Source organism: Fibrobacter sp. UWH6, assembly GCF_900142465.1.
Lineage (GTDB): Bacteria > Fibrobacterota > Fibrobacteria > Fibrobacterales > Fibrobacteraceae > Fibrobacter.
In genome coordinates, this window is record NZ_FRAX01000016.1 from 1 (window position 1) to 17,959 (window position 17,959).

Sequence of the window (17,959 nt, forward strand, 5' to 3'; positions counted from 1 at the left end):
GAACAATAGACCAAGAAAAAGGCTTGACTACCTAACACCAAATGAGTATCTTTTGAAAAAGTTCAACATTATGCGTTAGCGATTAGAAATCGCCTTTTATAATCGCGCCGAAGGCGCCATATTTTAACTCACAACTCATAGCTCACTACTCCAACAGCTCTACGTGCAGGTGTTCTGCATCGCCTTTTTCCCAAATTGCTCGGGCCTTGCCCTTAAGCTTATCTTCGACGCCGGTTACAACCATCCGGCGTTTTTCAATGGGAATGTTCTTAATACGGAAATCAATAGCCTTGTTAAAGTAGTGCTTAGAATTTCGGGCATGAAAAGGATAGTCATTACCGCTTGTGATTACGGGAATGTAATCATCCCCCATCACATTGTGGAAGACGTTCACCACCGTCAGACCCACCGTATCCATAACCGGTTCCAGGCTTTCAAGGTACACCCCCGGTTTCTGTCGGGTGCGGTTCAGCAAGAGACGGTGGACCTCATCACCATTAAAGGCTCGGTTGTTCAGGTGGCGCAAATATTCCTCGGCAGACCAGGATTCCTCAACATAATTACTTTCAAACTTTGGGATAGGCCGACGATTGTCCTGAATTAGCTGGTAGACAAAAAATACCAGCGCAACAGCAATTACAGGCATTAAAAGATGAATATGTTTTAGAATAAACTGCATTTTACAATAGATTTCGCGTTTTCCAACGCCAAAAATACTATTTTAGAGGCATGAAAAAGATTATCGCCCTCTCTATTACACTCTCTGCAGCAGCAACCCTCTTTACCGCATGCGGAAACGACTCCGCAAATTATGTGGGCCACTGGCAGGGTGAATCCAATATGGTTTTCGAAGTTTTGAGCAACGACAATCAGAACTTCACAATCCGCAACATCAATGGCGACCTTACCGCCAAGTTCGAAGACGGCAGAATCTGCGGCAAGAATTCCCTGGATATGCAGTATTGCATGACCGTCAAGGGAGACTCCGCTTACTATGAATTCGGCGGCATCACCACGGGTTACAAGCGTATCGGCCAGGCTGAATACGAACAGATCTTCGACAACCAGAAGAAGAGCATGCAGTAATCCTATAATACGGATTTTGCCGCTCTTTAAAAAATCTGACTTTATAAAGAAACCCCTCAGTAAAAATGAGGGGTTTCTTTTGTGCTTTAATCCAATATTATGGCAGCAGAACTACTCCAGTTTATTTGCGAATTCATCAAACCAGCTCACGAGCTTCAAAACCAAATTGGTCCAGCCTAGTTCTTGGCTTCGTTCAGCACTTCGACCACCAATTTTTCAACCATGGACTGGGAGGGAGCGCCGCTCCAGACACGCTTGATGTAACCGTTTTCATCCAGAAGCATCAAGGTGGGAACCGCCCTAATTCCATAGCGGCGCCACATTTCCTGGGTGGCATCGCGGTAGAGGGGGTACGGCGAAGCGTGCTGCTGCACATAGAAGGCATTCAGAGTCTTTGTATCTTCGTTAGAAATACCGATGACTTCCAGGCCCTTGGAGGCGTACTTGCCATACACATTGGCCAGCACAGGCAAGGTCTTACGGCAAGGGCCGCACCATGTAGCCCAGAAGTCCAGCAAGGTGGCCTTGGGCTTGGCGTTGCGCTTTTCGCCATTCTTGTAGAAGTTGGCGCCGAATTCAGCCATCTTGCTTCCGATAGCGGAACCTGTCAGGCTGCTGATATCATCGGGGCGATCCGTAATCTTTACGGTCATGGGAATCTTCTTCCCTTCACGAACCACATCAATCTTGACGTTCGACCCCACCTTGCCCTTGGAAATAGCCTGCTGGATTTGTGCAACATCCTGAAGGGGCTGCCCCTGGACACCCACAATCTGGTCACCGGCCACCATGCCTGCGGTAAAGCAACCGGAACCGGGATGCACGCCAATAACCTGGAGGGCCAAGTGATTTTCGAAAGTTCCCTTCTTGAAGGTAACACCAAGCCAGGGCACGGCACAGGCAAAGCTAACCGCACAAAGAATCAAAAATGCAAAATTGCGATTCATGACGCCTCGCCCACCTACTTCAGAGTCGTCACCTTGGGATTATGATTGTCGTAATCCTGCAGGGTGGCATAACCCGTTTCCTTGAGGGCGGCAGCCAGTTCCTTACGCATGGAATGAGCGGCCATCCAGCGGAATGCCACCACAGAATAGCACTGCACGGCATCCACACCCATCTTGATCAGGTCAAACACCTTGAAGCCATGGTCGATACCGCCGCATGCGATCACGCTCATCTGGGGGTAATGTTCGCGGATATACTTTACGTTCCATACCATGTTCTCGTACAGGGGGCGGCCAGACATGCCACCGCAATCTCCATCGGCGCGGAGGGGCGTCAAGTCTTCGAACTTGGTCTGTACGGGAAGTTCGCTAATCTTCTTGGTGGGGTAAGTGTTGCCCACCACCACACCGTTCACGCCGCAACGCACCAGCATATCCATGATGTTCACCAGATGGCGTTCAGAAAGGTCCGGGCTGATTTTAGCATAAACGGCCTTGCGCAAAGTCTGGGAATTGCGGAACTTCATGATTTCGCTGAAGATCTTTTCGGTGAGGGACAAGTCCATGTCTACGCGGGATTCACCGGTATTGGGGCAGCTCACGTTAATTTCTATGTAATCACCAGCCTTGTAGGCGATGGCAAAGCTTTCCACCACGTCCTTTAATTTATCTTCATCGTTGGTCAGGCCCGGAGTTTCGGCAACGGAAACACCGACACAGAGGCCAACCTTGTGGGCCTTGGCCAGCTGGGCGTCTACACGGCGGGCAATGACTTCGACACCTTCGTTATTCAGGCCCATGCTGTTATGAATGGCACGTTCCTCTTCGATGAAACCGACGCGGGGACGGTGGGTATTACCTTCGCGGAAGTTGCGGGTGGCAGTACCTACAGAAATACCGCCGAAACCCATATTGGCGTAGTCGCAAATGCGCTTGGCCGTCTTGTTGGCACCGGCTGCCAGAATGATGGGGCAACCGAAATACAGGGAATTGCTATGGTCCGGGAAAGTGACCACGCGCTTGAGGGTCTTGCTCAAGTCGGGGCGGCCGCTCATAAAGGGAATGATGGGAGCAAACCTGGCGGCATGCTTCAGGGAGTCATGACGGAATTCCGGATTGTTGTGGAAAATCTTGCGGATCATGGCCAACACGCGGTCGCCAAAGTTCAGGTAGTATTCGTGATTTACACAATTGAATGCCATAATTACACCTTTTAATCGCCTTTTTATAGTCAGCGTCAATTATTACGCCTTTTAAAATAGAAAATATAAAGGCCTGACACTGCGCCCCATTTTTCTTTACTATTTTCATGTGTGGTTAAATCAGGTCAAAAACGCTAACTATATAACAAGACTTATGGAACAGCAGATCAAGAAAGCTATCAAGGCAAAAATGCCCACCTATATTCAGCAACTGAGCAAGCTGGTGAGCATTCCCTCCATCAGTTTCGACAATTTTGACCAGAAGTATGTTCTGGAATCCGCCGAGGCCGTCAAGCAGATGTTCGCCGAAGCAGGTCTCACCAACATCCAGTTCCTGACTCCGGAAAGCGGCCGCCACACGGTCTATGCCGAAAGCCTGACCTCTCCGGACAAGCCCACCATCTTGTTGTACGCCCATCACGACGTGCAGCCCCCCATGCGCGAGGCCCTCTGGAACACCAAGCCTTTTGAAGCAACCGTCAGTGCCGACGGAGAACGTCTCTTTGGCCGCGGCACCGCCGACGACAAGGCCGGCATCATTATGCACCTGGCCGCCCTGGAACAGGTCCGCGCCCTTAAGAAGAACGACGGCCCTAACCTGAAGTTCATTATCGAAGGCGAAGAGGAATCCGGCAGCGCAGGTTTCGCAGGCATCCTTAAAAAGCATGCCGAACTTTTGAAGGCCGATGCCGTAATCATCGCCGACCTGGGCAACTTCGCCAAGGGCACGCCCTCCATTACCACCACCCTTCGCGGCATGAGCGCCGTATCCGTGGAACTGAAGGCAACGAAGGCTCCCCTCCATTCCGGCTCCTGGTCAGGCCCCATTCCCGACGTAGGTCAGGTCCTTTGCCGCATGATCGCGGAGCTGACCGACGGTACCGGCAAGATCTTGATTCCCGGCTTTGAAGACGGACTGGTTCCGCCCACCGCCGAAGACTTGGCCTCTTACAGGAGCCTGGGCATGACCGAAGAAATCTTCCGCAACGACGGCGGCGTCCTGGATGGCGTCAAGCTGAAGTGTTCCGAAGATGAAATTTTGACGACCCTGTGGCGCAAGCCTAGCCTGGTGGTTACCGCCATGGAAGTGGGCAGCCGCATGAACGCAGGAAACGTTCTGCAAGACAGCGCCTACGCCCGCATCGGCATCCGTCTGGCCCCCGGCATGGACGCCGACCGCTGCACCCAGCTGCTGGTGGACTTCCTGAAGCAGCACGTTCCTTATGGAATCCAGTGCAACATCGTTACCGAAGACGGCGCCAACCCCTTCGTCACAGACACAAGTCACCCCTTCTTCAAGAAGATGAGCGATGCCATGACCGCCGCCTACGAAAGCGAGACCAAGATTATCGGTTGCGGCGCCAGCATCCCCGGTGCAGAACTTTTCCGCAGCACCCTGGGCAACATCCCCGTGCTGATGACCGGTCTTGAAGACCCCGAATGTAACGCCCACGGCGAAAACGAAAGCCTTTACCTGCCCGACTTCGAAAAGGGTATCGTAGCAGAAACCTTGTTCTTTGGAGGCCTCTGCTAGAGGATCACTTATGAAAAAACGCTTGGTTGTTTTAACTGGTGCAGGAATTAGCGCGGAATCCGGACTCAGGACATTCCGCGGTAACGACGGCATGTGGGAACACGAAAACATCGACGACGTATGCACCCCCGAAGGTTACTACCGCGACCGCAAGCGCGTCAAGGATTTCTACAACTTCCTGCGCATGGGTCTCAAGGAACACCAGCCCAACGCCGCCCACTACGCCCTGGCAGAACTGGAAAACCGTCTTGGCGACGAATTCCTGCTGATTACCCAGAACGTAGACGACCTGCATGAACGCGCCGGCAGCCGCCAGGTGTTGCATATGCACGGCGACCTGATGCGCCTGACCTGCGAACGAGACCCCAGACACCAGTTCGTATTCAAGGGCGAAGAAACCATGAAGACCATCTGTCCCTTCTGCGGTGCCATGAGCCGTCCGGACATCGTGTTCTTCGGAGAAACCCCGCAGTACATGGAAGAAATCCAGCAGGCCCTGGAAGAATGCGAAGAGTTTGTCTACATTGGCACCAGCAGTGTGGTCTACCCCGCCGCCGGTTTCAAGAGCCTGGCCCATTCCTACGGAGCCAAGGTTACCTGTCTGAATTTGGAAGTCCCCGCCAGCGACCCCTACACCGATGTAAGCATCCAGGGCAAGGCCAGCGTCATTGTACCGGAATGGTGCAAGAACTTTAAATAATTTGTGGACGTCAAAAAGTTTCCGCTAACCGGTTTTTATAGACCGTAGCAGAAAGCGATATGATCCGCTTCGGAGTCCTGACTCCGGGGCGGTTTTTCGTTACCGCGGCAACGAGCCTGAGCGTCGGCGGAAAGCTTGGAGCAACGTTCGCATCGATCCGCAAAACGACAGCCAGACACAAAATCCTTGGGATGCGGCACAGAGCCCGGAATAGACTTCAGGTTCTTCATTTCGCTGTGACTTTCAGGAATGGCTGCCAGCAAGCCCTGGGTATAAGGATGCAGCGGATTGTTGATGACTTCACGGACAGGGCCCACTTCAACAATGCGGCCCGCATACATTACAGCCACGCGGTTGGCATACTGGGAAACGATACCCATGTTGTGGGTAATGAGCAGCACTGCGGTTCCAGTACTTTCGGCCATTTCCTTAAGCACCGCCAGAACCTGAGCCTGCACGGTCACGTCAAGAGCCGTAGTCGGTTCGTCGGCAATAATCAGCTTGGGCCTAGGCAGCAACGCCATCACGATGCAGACTCGCTGCAGCATACCCCCCGAAAGTTCATGAGGGTAAGAATTCAAGACACGATCCGGATCCGTAAAGCCGGCCAAGTTCAGCATGCGGCGAACTTCCGCTTCAGGGGCATCCTTCCCGGAGCCTACCATGGAACGTGCGCGGGCACTGAACTTGAAAACTTCCAGCAGCTGTTTCTTGATAGTCACCACCGGATTCAGGGCCTGCATGGGTTCCTGGAAGATGCACGCGATTTCGGAACCGCGAACCTTCTGAAGTTCCTTCAGCGGGAGTTTGGACAAGTCAATGCAAGATTCCTCGCTATCGCTCGGAATGACACATTGAGACGCGTTCTGAAAGGCTCCTTGAGACGCGTTCTTAATGGCGCTGGGAACAAACAGCACTTCGCCGCTGACAATTTTTGCGGAGGGCTGAGGCAGCAGTCGCAAGATGCTCATGGCGGTCACGCTCTTACCGCAACCAGACTCCCCCACCAGCGCAAAGAATTCACCGGCATGGATGTCAAAGGAAACACCGTCCGTCACCTGCAGGCGGGCAGCCCCGAAGGCCACCGACAAATCCTTTACTGAAAGAACCGTGTTACTCATAGCGGTCTCCAGACTTGGGATCCATGGCATCGCGAACACCTTCGCCTACAAAAGTGGTCAAAAGCAAGGTCACAAAGAGTGCCGCCACCGTACTTACAGAAATCCAGGGGGCGTAAAGATTATTCAATCCCTGGCTCATCAGTTCGCCCCAGCTAGGTGTAGGCGGCTGCAGACCGAAGCCAAGAAAATCCAGGGAGGTCAGGCTTCCGATTCCGCCAATCAAGGTAAAGGGGAACAGCGTCACCACAGGCGTCATGGCGTTGGGCAAAATTTCCTTGAAGAAAATATGACGATGTCCAAGTCCCAACACGCGGGCGGACTGCACATAGGTCATGCCGCGCAGCTTCATGAATTCGGCACGCATATAGTAGCTGAGCGAAATCCAGTTGAAAGCAGCCATAATCAAAATCAGAAGCCAGAAACTGCGGCCATAGATACTGCCAATAAGAATCACCACATAAAGCATGGGCAGCGAAGACCAGATTTCGATAATGCGCTGCATGCCGGTATCCCAGAACTTTCCAAGATAGCCCTGAATGCCACCAATGACGATTCCCAGGAACGTACCCAGAACCGTTAGCAGTAGACTAAAGCTGATACAAATCCTAAAACCATGAATCAAGCGGGCCAGAACGTCGCGGCCATTGGAATCCGTTCCCAGCCAATGCTTGGCGCTGGGGGCGAAAGGCGGCGCACCGTCATTATCCAGGTCGGCCTTCAGCGGGTCATGAGCCACAGGAGGCATAATGGTCCAGAGAGCAGGACAGCCACCGGCTCGAGTAAAACCTTCGGCGGCATCTTCTTCGCATTCACGAACCGCAGCAAACAAGGCACCGTAATCGGCCTCGGTATCATAGCTACCGCCAAAGTCCTTGTCGCTATATCGGGCAAAGGCCGGGAAATAGCTCTTGCCATTGTAGCTCATGTACAGGGGTTCGTCGTTCACGGTCCAGGGGCTAGTCAACGAAAGCAGGTAAGCCGCCACAAGAACCACAAGCGACCAGAAAGCCCGACGATTCCTGCGGAAACGTCTCAGACGATTCAAGGTTTCTTGAGTCAATCGAACTTTCATGTGCCAAGCCCGCCCTAGTTAAACACCTTCTGCAAAAGGTTATAGAACTTGGTAAAGTCAACCGGCTTAGAAATATGCCCATCCATGCCGGCATTCACCGATTCCTGGACATCTTCGGCAAAGGCGTTTGCAGTCATTGCATAAATCTTGATGCAGGCCTTGAGCGGGTCAGACATTTGACGAATTCTGCGGGTCGTCTCATAGCCGTCCATGCGAGGCATCTGCACGTCCATCAAAATCAAGTCGTAGCTGCCAGACGGTTCACGTTCCAACCTTTCAAGGCATTCCATGCCGTCTTCGGAACATTCCACATGAACGCCAAAACTCTTCAGCATTTCTTCGGCAATCTCGCGATTCAACTTGTTGTCTTCTACAAGAAGGATTCGCTTGCCCTGAAGGTTAGCAATGTACTTCGGCGAATTCTTACCATCACCCACGCTATCGCTTTCTGCAACACGGTGAGGAGTTTTCACCACGACCTTGGTACCTTCGCCAACCTTGCTGTTCACCTCGATGGTACCACCCATCAAGTCCACATACTTCTTGACGATACTCAGGCCAAGGCCAGAACCAACGACACCGCTAATCGTCGCAGACCGTTCGCGTTCAAAATCTTCGAATATATGAGGCAGGAAACTTTCCGATATACCCACACCGTTGTCTTCAACGGTAGTCACCATATAGCACCAGCCTTCCTTTTCGTGAGGCATTTCGCGGAAGTTCACTCTGACAGTTCCAGCGTTCTCGGTATACTTCACCGCATTGCTGACCACATTCAGAATCACCTGCTGGACTTTAACCTTGTCGCAGAAAATATACTTGTGACCCATGTTTCTGGACACCAGAAGCATGATATTCTTTTCTCGAGCAGTTTCTTCGAAGGTCACGGCAACTTCGCCTGTCAGTTCGGCCACCACAGTGGGAGACTCTTCCAGAAACACTTCGCCCGATTCAATGCGAGCCATGTTCAGCACGGAGTTAATCAAGCCCATCAGCTGCTTGCCGGACATCTGGATATTATTCAGACAGCGAGAAAGTTTTTCAGTCTGTTCGGGAGGCAGACCCAGTTCCCACAAATACTGCAGGGCCAACGTATCATAGCCAAGTACCGCATTCATAGGTGTGCGGATGTCATGACTCATGTTGAACAGGAACTTCGACTTGGCCTTATCGGCAGAGCGAGCCTTTTCCAGGGCGGTTTCCAGAGCGATTCGCTGTTCCAGTTGTTTCTTCTGCTTTGAACGTTCCAACTCCATGGTTTCGTCAAAGTTCTTGAAGCCCATCACAAATTCCGGACGAATCTTGGAAGGTCTTACGAAAAGAGCCTGGATATAATGGGTCGTACCGTTCCCCTGGGTACGGAATACGAAATCAAACTGAGACCTGTTGGCAAAAGCCTCCTTCACCTTTTCAAGGGTCAACACCTGATCAAACAAGGCCTTGTCTTCGGGAATAACCATACGGTTGGCGTACACAGCCATGATCTGATTATACTTGGCGTCTCCGCTAAAGAGAGCGCCAGCCTTCTGAACGAGAATGGGGGCAATACGGATGCACTGGTTTTCACCCGTATCCAGATTCACTTCGAAGACACTGGCGTACGATTCCGCCAAGGCGCCGACCACACTCTGGAAGTGGTCCCTGTTTTCTGTATGGATCATGCGGCTGGCCCGGTTCATCAAGTAGATTACCAGGAAAACAATCAAGACGATGATCAAGGCTATTAGAAGGGCGCCAACCACAACCTGGATAGAAACCTTTGAAATTTCTTCCGGAGGGACCCGGACCACAAGGTAAAATCCGTAATCGCCAATGGCATAAACACCGGCTACGTGGGCACCGTTCTCGTCGCCATAGGTGAACTCAACAATGGAATCATCCAAGGCGGCCTTACGGAACAAGTCCATATTGCGATCGGCAAAATTACCAGTCAGCACAGACCTGAACGGGAGGCCATATTCCGCCTCATCCAGAGAAGAGACCACGTTCAACTTGGAATCCAGAATGTATTCGTACGCACGGCGGTTACTCAAGGAGGAATCAAGCAAATGGCGTAATTTTGTACGGCCACCCATGGAGCCCACCAGATAGCCCACAACAGAATCCTTAAATGTTACGGGCTGTACAAATCCTGCTAGGGCCTGCAAACTCCTCTTGGACTTCAGAATGGAGAAGACGTTGTTCTTTCTGGAAATGGCTTCCCTATAGAGGGGTTCATCATAAAGATCGAACTGATTGTCTTCGCTTACAAGGACCCCATCGAGCCTAAGGAAGTCCACATAGTCAAAAAAGTCCTCACTATTTTCCGCCACCTCTTTAACAGCAGCCGGCGTAACGGGCAAACTCTTTAGCCGACGAGAGAGTTCCGAAGCCATCAACTGAACCTTTACGCGGGATGCATCCAGATGATGATTCAGCAGTTCCGATTTCTGCTTAACTTCCCATGCGACATACATTTCAATCTGTCTCACATGAGCTTCACGGACAATGTATGCAAAAAAAGCGGCAGCGATAAAAACGCCAACGGCAACAGAAGTCGCAAGTAAAAACTTGGGATTCATGTCCATCGGTCTGTTGTTCTTTTTGTCTTCCATAGGAGGCCCTTTTTCGCACACAATAATAACAAATTTCTAATATGTAGTCGTATGAGAGAAAAGACGATTGAGCACAAGAAAGAGAAAGACCAGAAGGAACGTTGCATTTTGGTTGGTATCGCCACTCCAAAAGTGCGTCCCTGGCTCGCCACCGAACAATTGGCGGAACTTGGTCGACTGGCAGAAACTGCCGGAGCTGAAGTTGTGCAAAGCTTTTTACAGAGGGTTCAGCAATTCAATGCCGCTACCCTTATTGGAGAAGGCAAGGTAAATCAGGTAAAACAAGCCCTTGAAGAAAACGACGCCAAGATGGTGGTTTTCGACGATGATCTATCCGGTTCCCAGGTCCGCAACCTGGAACAGAGAATGCCGGGAATCAAGGTCCTTGACCGCACAGGGTTAATCCTGGACATTTTCGCAAAGCATGCCGTTACCGCCGAAAGCCGCCTCATGGTAGAAGTGGCCCAGTTGCAGTATATGATGCCCCGCCTTACCGGTGCGTGGACCCACTTGTGTAGACAACATAACGGCGGTATTGGAACCAAGGGCCCTGGCGAAACCCAGCTGGAAACGGACCGTCGACTGATCCGCAAGCGCATACAGGAACTGAAGAAAAAACTTGAAAAAATCGAGGACGCCCGCGAAAGCCAGGCGGAAAACCGCAACGACATCTTTCACGTCGGCATCGTTGGTTACACCAACGCCGGTAAGAGTACTCTTACCAACCGGCTCACCGGTGCCGACGTCTACGTCGAAGACAAGCTCTTCGCCACTCTGGACAGCACCACCCGCAAGCTGTTCCTTGACGGCGAGAACATCATCCTCTCCGACACCGTGGGCTTTATCCGCAAACTCCCCCACAACCTGATCGAAACTTTCAAGAGCACCCTGGGAGTGGCCGCCCACGCCGACTGCATCCTGGAAGTGGTTGACGGAAGCGCACCCGACTACCGCGAACATCTGGAAGTCACCCACAAGACTCTGGAAGGTATCATCAGCAAGGACACACCCCGCCTCCGCGTATTCAACAAGGTGGAAGTCTGCGACGAAGCCCGCCGAAACGAACTGCTTGAAAACTATCCCGAAGCCATCCAGGTCAGCGCCCGCGAAAACATCGGCATGGAACGCCTGCGAGAAGCCTTCAGGGAGCAGCTATCCAACTGGCACAAGAAGCGAGAAGCACAAGCAGAAAAAATCAAGGAAGAAGCAGAATCACCGTGGAAGAGTGAAGAGTTATGAGTTATGAGTTATGAGTTATGAGTTATGAGTTACGAGTTACGAGTTATGAGTTACGAGTTATGAGTTACGAGTTATGAGTTACGAGTTATGAGTTAAAATATGGCGCCTTCGGCGCGACTATTTAGCTGAAAGGAGCCGCAGGCTCCGACCTCGTACCTGATACCTCATACCTAACTTTGGCGCCTTCGGCGCAATTATTTAGCTGAAAGGAGCCGCAGGCTCCAACCTCATACCTGATACCTAAAAATTATGAACAAAGAAGAACTTAAAGAAAAGTATGGCAAGAAGCGCGTCCCTCACCAGTGGCGCGGTACCGACTTCATCTCCGCACAGATTTGCACCTTTTTCGGTTCGGGCATGAGCCCCAAGGCCCCCGGCACCATGGGAAGCCTGGCCGCCGCCATCGTCGCCTACCCCATGGCATTGCTATTTGCCAAAATCGGCACACCCGACCTGGGCATCCGCGGAACATCCGCCGGTCTGAACAGCGCCTTCCTTATCGCCGCCATCTTCGTATTCTTCGCCGCCATCCCTTTTGTCAAGAAGGCCATGAAGGATACGCAGACCGAAGATCCGGGCTGGATTGTCATTGACGAAGTCTGCGGCATTTTCATGTCGTTAGCATTTATTTCTAATGCAAGTATACTCGCCCATCCCTGGACCCTTGCAGTGGCCTTCGGACTGTTCAGATTCTTCGACATCCTGAAGCCCCTAGGTATCCACAAGTTCGAAGCCTTCCCCGGAGCATGGGGCGTCATGGCAGATGACTTGCTGGGCGGTATTTACGCAGGCATCCTCATGGGCGCCATCGCATTCGGAATCGGACTTTAATCAGCCGCGCCAGAAGGTAAAGGAACGGCCCTCGATTTTCTTACTTTCGTAGGTACAGTCGTCGGCCTGTCGATAAAGGTCATCAAAGTCAACCTTGCCGCCCCTAAAGAAGGTGGCACCAAGGCTTACGGCAATATTGTAATCTTCAAGGCCTTCAATAGAGACCTTATTCAGTTCCGTAAAGAATCGTCCAATGGCCTGTGCACCCAACTCCTCGTTGGTCACCTTGCTCAGGAATACCATAAATTCATCGCCACCTAGACGCAGCAGCACATCGACGTCACGAAAGGTCCTCTGCATGGCATCGGCTACAGCCACAATCACCTTGTCACCAGCCTGGTGGCCATAATTGTCGTTGATGGACTTAAACTTGTCTATGTCAAACAGGCAAAGCATTCCCTGCAGGCGGTCGTGCATCTTTTCCTTGATCTTGGAAACGCCACCGTTGCGGTTGTAAAGGCCAGTCATGGCATCGGTTTCCGCCTGGGAAATCAAGGCCTTTTCACGCTGCTTCTGTTCGCTGATATTTTCCACCGCAAAAATCACGTAGCGGGGCAATTCATCTTTTTTGTCAAAGTCCACGTTCACATAACGGGCGCGGCACCACATCCCGCTCTGCGAAAGGAATTCATGAGTAATGGTCGTCTTCCCTTTCAGACGTTCCTTCAAAGTCCCTAAGTCCAGGAACTTCTTTGCGTTTTCAAGAAAATCGGGATCCACAGTCTGCAAGGCACCATGATGTAACATCTGCTCCACATGAGGGCCCATGGCACCATAAGGCTTCAGGGCATCTACATCATTACGAAGTTCCATGAACATCCCGGTATCAAGGTCTGCATGATACATGGTAACGTAAATATTGGAAATGGACTTCAAATATTTCGTCAGCTGTTCCTGGTTCGTCAATTCATTAACTCGATACTCAAACACAAAACGTTCCAGCTTCATTCGGGTCATGTAGGTTCCAAGAATCAAGCCCACGCTACTGTAGACCACCATGTTCACAATTTCAAGATTCACCATTTCGGCGGGCTTGAAAATCTTCACAAGATGAATGAACAGCAATTCCAAAACGAAATACAGGATCGCCAATCGATAAGGGCGGTCTGTAAAGAACATGGGCACGATGGCGAACATGACCAAAAGCGAAATGGTCAGCTGGTTTGGCGAACATACAAAGGCCAACAGGAATCCAAAGCCGAACAGAACACAGTCAAACAGGTATATCAGCCAAGGCAGCAACCTGGGCTTGCGGGGAACCAGATAGTAGTTGGCGAAGTAAATAATCAGCGATAGAACCAGGCCAAAACTGTAACCGAAATTCTGGTCAATCTTAACTTCAATCTGGAATGAACGGGAAAGCAACAGGGCCGTAGCAAACAGCACCACCGCGATCCTTGAAAAAGCATGAAGGGCCGCCTGGTTATTACGGTCCATAGCCGCCTTAATCTTAGGAAACTCCCTAGGATCAATACAAGCATACAGGATGTAGCTGCGCAACCATTCAAAAAATCGTTTCATCAGTTTTAAAGTAAATAAAAAAATACCCGTGGGAACATTTCCCAATCAACTTCATAGGAAAATCATCTAAAAAAAGGTATTTTTGGCCTAATTTGGAGTGAATAGATCTATTCTTCGGCTTGCAGAGGGTAATCGAACTGAATTGCCCTGTGAGTCGCAATCTTATCGAACTTGACTTCGTAGTATAAGTTCTCGGCATCGACACCAACCACGGTACCCGCCCCCATAATCTTGTGAACGACACGGTCCCCTTCCCCAAACTTGGCAATGGGAGCTTTCTTGCCGACAACACCATCTACACCGGATTCGCCATCCAGATTCTCGCCCAGTTCGCGGTTGCGATCCACCTCGGCAATATGTTCCTTGGCGGCGCGGTACCATTCCTCGGTAAAACCCTGAACCACATCCAGGTCGTCCATATCCATTTCCAGCAGGAACCGTGACGGGTAGCGACATTGGACATCGCCACCGGCGCTATCTTCGGAATCGCTGATGCACAGCACATTTTCGGCGCGGGTCAGAGCCACATAGGCCAGACGGCGTTCCTCTTCTAGCTGAGCCTTGTTCTTGACTCGCTTTACCGGGAAGCAGCCTTCGTTAAGGCCGCAGACAAACACATAAGGGAATTCCAGGCCCTTGGCGTTGTGGATGGTCATGAGCTGAACCTTATCCTTGCGGACTTCTGCAGATTCAGCGGATGAGTCAGAGGAACCGCCCGCCCCATCGCCGGCTCCATCCCCCAAGCCATCGCTATTTGTGAACAGCACGATGTTCTGGAGGTATTCATCAAGGGTAGCATCTTCTTCGAAGTTCTTTTCGAACTCCATGACGCCCTGCTTAAGTTCGGCAAGGTTACCCAGGCGGTCTTCGTCACCATCCAGGCGAAGCATTTCTTCGTAGCCGGTTTCGCGGAGCATCTTGGTCAGCACATCGCTGACGGCCATATCGCGGTAAAGCCCGCGGTACTTCTCGATCAGCTTGACGAACTCGCCCACCTTGGTGCGGGCCATGAAAGCGGCACAATCCAGGTCAGGCTTTACAGCATCATTTTCGACGGCGGCATTTTCCGCCTCGGCGGCCACATAAATTTCTAGAAGGGCATCGTAAAGATTCAGCCCGCGGCTAGTGGCGTAATTCTGCAAGATAGCCTGCTTCTTAGGGCCAAACATGCGCTTGGGCGTATTCACCACACGCAAAAAACTCAAGTCGTCGCCGTATACCAGCATACGCAAGTAGCAAAGCACATCCTTCACTTCCTGGCGCTGGTAAAATCCGATACCGCTGTAAACCTTGTAAGGCAAGTCCGAAGACATCAGCGCTTCTTCTACAGAGCGGGACTGGGAATGCATACGGTAAAGGACTGCGATATCCTTGGGACTGACGCCGTTATCGATTGCCTGCTTGATCCGTTCCACAATCCATTCCGCCTCTTTGCGGGTGTTCTTGGCGTGGTAAAACACAGGCGTCTTGCCGCCGGCCCTGGTGGGCTTCAACACCTTCTGAATACGGAACTCGTTATTCTTGATAACGGAATCCGGGATTTTCAGGATCGAGGGCGTCGAACGGTAATTGTTCTGCAGAAGGATTGTCTTGCAGCCTTCGTGGTGGCGGTCAAAATCAAGAATGCGGTTGACATCGGCCCCCCGCCAGGTATAAATCGTCTGGTCCGGGTCCCCCACAACAAAAAGATTCTTGTGGTAGCTGCAAAGCAGTTCCGCCAGGCGGTACTGCTGACCGTCAATATCCTGGAATTCATCCACCATCACATACATCATGCGCTTGGCCCACTTCTCCCGCTTTTCGGGGAAGCGTTCCAGAATATAAAGCGTTACCAGAATGAGGTCATCAAAATCCAGCGCAAAATTTTTGCGCTGTTCATATAGGTAGCGGTAATAAACCCGATGCCACTTATCAGGCGCAGCCTCCACCAATTCCAAAAGGCCTTCGGCATCCTTGTCGGCAAACAGGGAAACATAATCCGCCTCGTTGGCCTTGCGACCGCCAATGAAATCCATGACGCTACTGATCTTAAGGTCGTTCAGGTGCAGGCCCAGTTCGGCATAGCACTTCTTTAGCAAGGTCTTCTGATCGTCTTCGTCAAGAATCATGAATTCCTTGGGATAATTCAGCACATGAATATCTTCGCGAAGGAACTGTACGCAAAAACCGTGGAAGGTGGAAATATAACCGGAATCGTCGCCCTTGAGCATGGTGCGAATTCGGTTCTTCATTTCGCCGGCGGCCTTGTTGGTAAAGGTAACGCAAAGAATATTGGATGGAGAAATCCCCAGCTCCCTAGCCAGATACAGATAGCGATGGGTAAGCGTGCGGGTCTTGCCGGAACCAGCCCCGGCAATCACACGAATAAAGCCCTCGGTATTTTCAACAGCCTCGCGCTGTTCTGCGTCTAGTTTAGAAAGCAAATTCATACTGCACAAAAATACACTTTAACAAAGGCTCTGTCAAGTCACCCCATACACATTTGAGCAACTAGCATAAAAAGTCCGTTTTGTCAGCCCGTCGAAAACTGCATTTTTACTCCAGAAACGCCATTTCAAGGCTGTTTATTAGCTTCGGCGCCAAAGCATATTTACAGTAGGTTTGCAGCATACAGTCTGGACTGACAGAGCCTGCAGTTAGAATACAGCTAACAAAACGCGTTTATGCAATCTGACCCTGGCCGTACGAAAAAACTTGACAGAGCCATCCGATTAGTAGTCTTTTGCGCACCGGACGGACGCCCCGTTGACTTTCTTTAGACCCGCAGGTCGGTTTACATAATTGTCAGCGACAAAAGCTATCCTGCCTAACACTTCATGTTCTTCACTGTCGTATTCACCGGGCATCCAGTGACAAGCGTATTTTTCTATATTTTGATAAGTAGCTTGTTTTTCATTACTGTATCTACTCTGTAATTTAAGATCCCCCGCCGGCAGAAGGGAGAATCCGCGTTGGTTGCTCCCCCACAGGACAGCCCCCAAATAATTGGCACCATTACGCGATATGCTTCCCTTCATAATCAAGCCCCATTCTTCTTGATTCATCACATGCCAGCCCTCGGGGCATATTCCTTGATGGAGAACGGCCGTCAATGCACCTTTGGCTTCAGGAATCGGATTTTTCATCAAGTCATACTCTACAGGGCACTTGCTCGTGCCCAAGCCAAAGCTGTCGCAGGCGGCAGGGAAATTCATGGCGCTAGCCCAGGTGTAAAGCCCGCCGAAGCCGTTGTCGCAGTACCACGGGTCGTCGTCGTAGCAGAATTTCGTGGAGTCGGTCATCTGGATTCCGGCATCAATCATCTTCCCGTAGTTCAGGTTCTGCGCAAAAAAAGTAATGGAATCAAGTCCAGAAATAAGGACTTCATAACGAATGGTCTTGTACACCTGGCCGTCGCGCGGGTCGGTGAACTCGCCGTAGCTGTAGCCCTGGTCGTTCACAAACAGCTCGCTCATGTCGTAGTACTTGCTACTGCTGCTCGAACGGGCAACAGAACTGCTGGATTGTAGAATCCAGTGACCGTTTATGCAACGATACCTCAAATTGTACTTCGAAATGAATTTTGACCCACCTTCATATTCGCTGTCGCAAAGCGAGTCTACCAGCACAAAGCTGCTCGAGCTAATCCCGACATCGCTAACCGCTCCCGACGATGCCGCCACAGAACTGCTAGATCTCCGGTCGGTGCCGGGGATGACACTGCTGCTGGAGGTGGCACTTTCGCTCGATTTTGCGGAGTTTCCCTTGCTCGAGGAGCTCTTCTTGGAAGTCTTCCCGCTGCTGGAGGCGGCGTCGAGGCCTTCGTCGTCGCTCGAGTTCACGGAAATTTCGTCGCTTGCGCCACTCCCGGAGTCGCCTCCGCAGGCGGTAAAGAACATGGTTGCCGCGAACAGGGCCAGGCAAAAAATTCTGAGCAGGTTCATTCAAATATCCTTGTCATAACTCGTTTGAAAAATAAAAAATTTATATGTGAGCATCATTTTTACGCAGCGTCCATCAAGAGTCTTGGTTCTAGAGACTCAATTTTGTAATTATTGCGGTTGTATTTCTTAGACTTTTTGTTCTTCTTGTTGAATTTAGACACATAACCCCTATAGCCTTTCTCCAAAAAG

15 protein-coding genes are annotated in these 17,959 nt (G+C 51.1%); 5 read left to right on the plus strand and 10 right to left on the minus strand.

The genetic code is table 11. The annotated features are described in order from the left end of the window. Positions 1-145: 145 nt before the first annotated feature. Complete coding sequence (locus tag BUB73_RS12650; protein ID WP_073161409.1) at positions 146-646, minus strand: hypothetical protein; 501 nt, start codon at positions 644-646, stop codon at positions 146-148. Positions 647-729: 83 nt separating this feature from the next. Here BUB73_RS12650 and BUB73_RS12655 point away from each other — a divergent pair, with 83 nt between their 5' ends. Further along, positions 730-1,086, plus strand: a complete 357-nt coding sequence (locus tag BUB73_RS12655) for a hypothetical protein (RefSeq protein ID WP_073161408.1) — start codon at positions 730-732, stop codon at positions 1,084-1,086. Positions 1,087-1,262: 176 nt separating this feature from the next. Here the strand turns inward: BUB73_RS12655 and BUB73_RS12660 are convergent, their stop codons facing one another. After that, on the minus strand, positions 1,263-2,033 hold the full coding sequence (locus BUB73_RS12660) for a redoxin domain-containing protein (protein WP_073286347.1): 771 nt from the start codon (positions 2,031-2,033) through the stop codon (positions 1,263-1,265). A gap of 14 nt (positions 2,034-2,047) precedes the next feature. Further along, positions 2,048-3,235, minus strand: a complete 1,188-nt coding sequence (locus BUB73_RS12665; protein ID WP_073237928.1) for a beta/alpha barrel domain-containing protein — start codon at positions 3,233-3,235, stop codon at positions 2,048-2,050. A 154-nt stretch (positions 3,236-3,389) separates the two neighbouring features. Here BUB73_RS12665 and BUB73_RS12670 point away from each other — a divergent pair, with 154 nt between their 5' ends. Further along, positions 3,390-4,769 (plus strand): M20/M25/M40 family metallo-hydrolase, encoded by a 1,380-nt coding sequence (locus BUB73_RS12670; RefSeq protein WP_073237926.1) that lies wholly within the window; start codon positions 3,390-3,392, stop codon positions 4,767-4,769. 10 nt (positions 4,770-4,779) lie between these two features. Then, positions 4,780-5,469 carry an NAD-dependent deacylase gene (locus tag BUB73_RS12675; RefSeq protein ID WP_073161404.1) on the plus strand — a complete coding sequence of 230 codons (690 nt, stop codon included), beginning with the start codon at positions 4,780-4,782 and terminating at the stop codon, positions 5,467-5,469. A gap of 35 nt (positions 5,470-5,504) precedes the next feature. On the opposite strand, the gene BUB73_RS12680 is transcribed toward BUB73_RS12675, so the two are convergent. From BUB73_RS12680 to BUB73_RS12690, 3 genes are read right to left on the minus strand one after another with little or no spacing between them, the layout of a single operon-like run. Beyond that, the gene (locus tag BUB73_RS12680; RefSeq protein WP_073286350.1) at positions 5,505-6,590 is read right to left on the minus strand and encodes an ABC transporter ATP-binding protein; all 1,086 of its coding nucleotides are present in this window, start codon (positions 6,588-6,590) and stop codon (positions 5,505-5,507) included. Then, complete coding sequence (locus BUB73_RS12685) at positions 6,583-7,662, minus strand: ABC transporter permease (protein ID WP_073286354.1); 1,080 nt, start codon at positions 7,660-7,662, stop codon at positions 6,583-6,585. Before BUB73_RS12685 ends, BUB73_RS12680 begins: the two co-directional genes overlap by 8 nt. 14 nt (positions 7,663-7,676) lie before the next feature. After that, positions 7,677-10,256 (minus strand): hybrid sensor histidine kinase/response regulator, encoded by a 2,580-nt coding sequence (locus tag BUB73_RS12690; protein ID WP_073161401.1) that lies wholly within the window; start codon positions 10,254-10,256, stop codon positions 7,677-7,679. Between the two features lie 51 nt (positions 10,257-10,307). Between BUB73_RS12690 and hflX the strand changes: the two genes are divergently transcribed. Both hflX and BUB73_RS12700 read left to right on the plus strand, forming a co-directional pair. After that, the gene (gene hflX / locus BUB73_RS12695; RefSeq protein WP_073237914.1) at positions 10,308-11,495 is read left to right on the plus strand and encodes a GTPase HflX; all 1,188 of its coding nucleotides are present in this window, start codon (positions 10,308-10,310) and stop codon (positions 11,493-11,495) included. Positions 11,496-11,744: 249 nt separating this feature from the next. Beyond that, on the plus strand, positions 11,745-12,326 hold the full coding sequence (locus BUB73_RS12700; protein WP_073161399.1) for a phosphatidylglycerophosphatase A family protein: 582 nt from the start codon (positions 11,745-11,747) through the stop codon (positions 12,324-12,326). Here BUB73_RS12700 and BUB73_RS12705 read toward each other — a convergent pair whose 3' ends face one another. From BUB73_RS12705 to BUB73_RS18040, 4 genes are all read right to left on the minus strand, one after another. Continuing rightward, the gene (locus BUB73_RS12705; protein ID WP_073286356.1) at positions 12,327-13,847 is read right to left on the minus strand and encodes a GGDEF domain-containing protein; all 1,521 of its coding nucleotides are present in this window, start codon (positions 13,845-13,847) and stop codon (positions 12,327-12,329) included. Between the two features lie 107 nt (positions 13,848-13,954). Then, a complete protein-coding gene (locus tag BUB73_RS12710) occupies positions 13,955-16,276 on the minus strand; it encodes an ATP-dependent helicase (RefSeq protein WP_073286359.1) in 2,322 nt (773 codons plus the stop codon). Positions 16,277-16,558: 282 nt separating this feature from the next. Continuing rightward, positions 16,559-17,770, minus strand: a complete 1,212-nt coding sequence (locus BUB73_RS16695) for an FISUMP domain-containing protein (RefSeq protein WP_083539772.1) — start codon at positions 17,768-17,770, stop codon at positions 16,559-16,561. Positions 17,771-17,829: 59 nt separating this feature from the next. Then, on the minus strand, positions 17,830-17,931 hold the full coding sequence (locus tag BUB73_RS18040) for an LEPR-XLL domain-containing protein (RefSeq protein WP_175552217.1): 102 nt from the start codon (positions 17,929-17,931) through the stop codon (positions 17,830-17,832). Between the last annotated feature and the right edge of the window lie 28 nt (positions 17,932-17,959).